Source organism: Tunicatimonas sp., assembly GCF_049647865.1.
GTDB lineage: Bacteria > Bacteroidota > Bacteroidia > Cytophagales > Cyclobacteriaceae > Tunicatimonas.
On sequence record NZ_JBARYM010000771.1, the window covers coordinates 1 to 3,510 of the forward strand.

The 3,510-nt window shown below is 41.2% G+C and carries 3 protein-coding genes; 2 read left to right on the forward strand and 1 reads right to left on the reverse strand.

From position 1 onward, the window contains the following. Positions 1 to 411, forward strand: a 411-nt coding sequence (locus WBA23_RS22515; RefSeq protein ID WP_424584531.1) for an alpha/beta hydrolase family protein, incomplete at its 5' end; no start/stop codon positions are given. Then, positions 395 to 1,102, forward strand: a complete 708-nt coding sequence (locus tag WBA23_RS22520; RefSeq protein WP_424584532.1) for a porin family protein — start codon at positions 395 to 397, stop codon at positions 1,100 to 1,102. The genes WBA23_RS22515 and WBA23_RS22520, both read left to right, overlap by 17 nt. 7 nt (positions 1,103 to 1,109) lie before the next feature. Here the strand turns inward: WBA23_RS22520 and WBA23_RS22525 are convergent, their stop codons facing one another. After that, a complete protein-coding gene (locus WBA23_RS22525; RefSeq protein WP_424584533.1) occupies positions 1,110 to 2,345 on the reverse strand; it encodes a M16 family metallopeptidase in 1,236 nt (411 codons plus the stop codon). Positions 2,346 to 3,510: the final 1,165 nt, after the last annotated feature.

The window sequence follows — 3,510 nt, forward strand, 5'->3', positions numbered from 1 at the left end:
GCTATTATGAGAGCCATTAGTAAATACGATATTGAGTCTTCCGGAGCCATTATTGAATCACCTTTTGGTACTATGTTAAATTCAGTCTGTAACCGTTTTGAAATGTTAAACATACCATCATTCCCATTTGCCCACTTACTCACCTTTTGGGGTGGCATACAACATGGATTCTGGGCGTTTTCGCATAATCCAATAGATTACGCAAAGGAATTAGACATACCAGTATTACTTACATTGGGTGTATTAGATGATCGAGTAGATGTTTGGGAGGTTGAAGAAATTTATGCCAACATTGAAGGTTATAAAAAACTCCATTTTTTCGATGAAGCAGAACATGAACTTGCCTCAGAGAAATATCCCGACAATTGGTCGCAGATAGTTGAAAATTTCTTATATGAAACTCATAATTAAAGCAGCGTCAGTCGTTCTGTACATTTTGTTATCCTATAACCTACAAGCGCAGGATAGTTTAACCACTTACAAAAAGTGGCATGTTGGAGTGAAAGGCGGGGCTTCCTTCTCATTTGTTTCGGCTACTGATGAGGCTATCACTCGCAATCGGTTCTCACGCAGAAGAGTAGCTATACAGGGGATAGCTTACGGCGGTGTTATCCGCTATATGACTGAGAAGAACTTTGGGCTACAGATTGAAGCTAATTATGTAGAGAAAGGCTGGCGGGAAATTTTTCCATCTTTAGTTGATCCCCAGCAAAGAGACCCCAATCGTTTTTATCAGGTAAACTTAGAATATTTAGAGGTTCCGATATTAGCCCATGGCTACTTCGGAAAGCGTAATTTGCGAATATTTGCTACACTAGGAATGTACGGCGGAATGTTGCTATCGAGCAGCACCCAAACTGCTTCAACCGTAGATCCGAACGATATCACTTACGAATATCTGGTGCCCGAGCAAAATACATATGATTTGGGAGTGCGGGGTGGTGCTGGTGTGGCGGTAATTACCAAAGTAGGCACATTCCAGATAGAAGGCTCCTACAGCCTCGGATTGAATAGTGTACTCGATCGTAACCGAATACCCATCCCCAGTATTTTACAAAATAATGCAATTGTAGGCTCACTGGGCTATTTAGTTTCGTTCTGATCTACTTTCAGTCTTCCGGCACATAGGTTAGCATGCTCAATCCATCTTTTTGAAACATCTCCTGAGCGATTTCCTGTAGTTGCGAAGCTGTGATCTTATTGATCTTTTTGTAGAGTGCTTCTAGGTTCTCCAGCTCATACTGGTCAAGTAGGCTACGCCCCATTGCTAACATTAAGCTTTGATTATTTTCGCTATTCATAGCCATTTGTCCCATCATCTGCTCCTTAGCCCGGTGCAGTTGCATCGTACCTAATGGCTTCTCGCGTAGTAACTTCAGCTCCTTCAGCGCAAAATTAATTGCTCGGTTCAACTGCCGAGGTTCGGTGCCGAAGTAAATGGCAAATAGGCCAGTATCAGTATACGGTTGGTATTCAGCATCAATAGAGTAAACTAAGCCATGCTTTTCCCGCAACGTCATGCTCAAACGGGTATTCATGCTGGGGCCACCCAATAGATTAGTTAGTAAGTAGAAAGGTAGGCTACAATCATCACCCACTGGGTACGCCGTTCGGCCAATAGCACATTGTGCTTGAGTGAGCGTTCGGGTACGGATCTCTTGTTGAGGAAGCTGATGAACAAACGGCAACCGATTACCCTGCCCTGCCAAAGTAGGAACTAAAGCCAAGTATTTTTCCGCCAGCTGAAATACCTTTTTTGACGGAAGATTACCGACGCAACTAAATATTAGCTTACCAGTATTCATGTTGACCTGCAAGAAATGCTGAAAATCCTCGCGACTAAAGCGGTGAATGGTTTCGTTGGTACCTAAAATATTTTTACCCAGCGGATGTTCCCCAAATACTACAGCATCAAAATCATCCTGGATAGCATCTTCGGGTGAGTCGTAGTACATCGACATTTCTTCCAGAATCACACTGCGCTCTCGCTCAATCTGCTTCTCAGGAAAAATAGAATCAAACGTAATATCGGCCAAAAGTTCTAAAGCATTTTCGAAGTGACGATCAAGCACCGAAGCGTAAAAGCAAATTTTCTCCTTCGTAGTATACGCATTTAGCTCCCCCCCTACCGAATCAACCCGGTTCAGAATGTGGTAGGCCTTCCGTTTGCGGGTACCCTTAAAAGCCATGTGCTCCCAAAAGTGGGCTAAACCTTGCTGTTCTGGCTGCTCATCGCGACTACCAATATCTAAAATAAAACCACAGTGCACTACTTTGGTATGCGTAGCTTGTTTATGGGCAATCCGGATGCCATTATCTAAAGTATGTACGTCAAATTCAGTCATATCCAATACGCGCTATTCCATTCAGTTGGGCGACGAAATAACAAAAAATCTAACGCATTTGTGCAATACGAAATGAAAATTTGCTTTGGCAGGTTTTTCGCTCAACTTCAAGCTTCAATAGGTCAATTCTGTATAACCTAGCTATCCACCTATAAGTTGTCAGATGTATCATCAACCATCCTGTTGGGGTTAGCTAAAAGATAGTATCATTAAAGGCTATACATCGCTTAATTTACGAGACGCATAGTTCTACTTGTACTTTCTATTGCTATAGCTTTATCTAGCTTTTCTTAAAACCCAGCTTCTACGAACAGTTTGAAAAATTAGCTAAAGACAGTACCAGCGCGTACCTCGTGGGGTGAAGATCAACTCACTCTCAAAACAGCCGATACTAGCGATAAGTGAAACGTTAGCATTGGTAATGCCTATCGTCTGGATGTTTTTTCCAGTATCTGAGAAGGGGAAGCGAAACTACAGCAAAGTACTACGATGAAAACTCAGATGACCTACATTTGGGAGAATGAAAATAGCAATTTTACTACTTATGAAGTAAACAACCTCTCTGAGCCATTTGAAATAGACCTTTACAACACTAACTTTAAGTTAACTATCGGTAGAAATGGGGGATTTAGGGTTACTGATAAAGTGTGGACTTTCTGTGTTAACTAGAATAGCTACGGTTCTCAATCTAGTAATTTTGCTTCTGGTAGCATCACTGTTAGCTTCTCGGCGACCTTGCAATTAAGATGGAAATGCTAATTTGCCCAATACATAAGTCTGTAACCTCAATGCGATGGAACTTAAAGATTTTAGAGGTATAATAGCAGTCAGCAGCTTTATAGGCGATTTTTCTATCATCATATACTCAATAACCAAAGAGTAAGTAATTACATTGCATAAGCATGCAATAATAAAAAGAAAAGTGCCTGCCAGTAGCCTGCACCTTTACTATAAGTTGGTAAGTTAAATATTTTCAGAGTTTAAGTCGTGAGTGGGTACTGAGGTTATTCGTTTATTAAGAAAGCCGGACATGGAATAAGTTTCTTGTTAACTTTAGGCCTACGGCGATTAGGATTTTGAAAACGATATGTCAAAGAAACTTCGTGCGAGCCACCAGCAGCAGGGCCTATTGAATAAATATTAATATCATAACTGTAGCCAATAT

What these genes read in the sequence shown, in the direction of transcription:
- WBA23_RS22520 (WP_424584532.1), top strand. Translation starts at nt 395, where the DNA reads ATGAAACTCATAATTAAAGCAGCGTCAGTCGTTCTGTACATTTTGTTA.
- WBA23_RS22525 (WP_424584533.1), bottom strand. Translation starts at nt 2,345, where the DNA reads ATGACTGAATTTGACGTACATACTTTAGATAATGGCATCCGGATTGCC.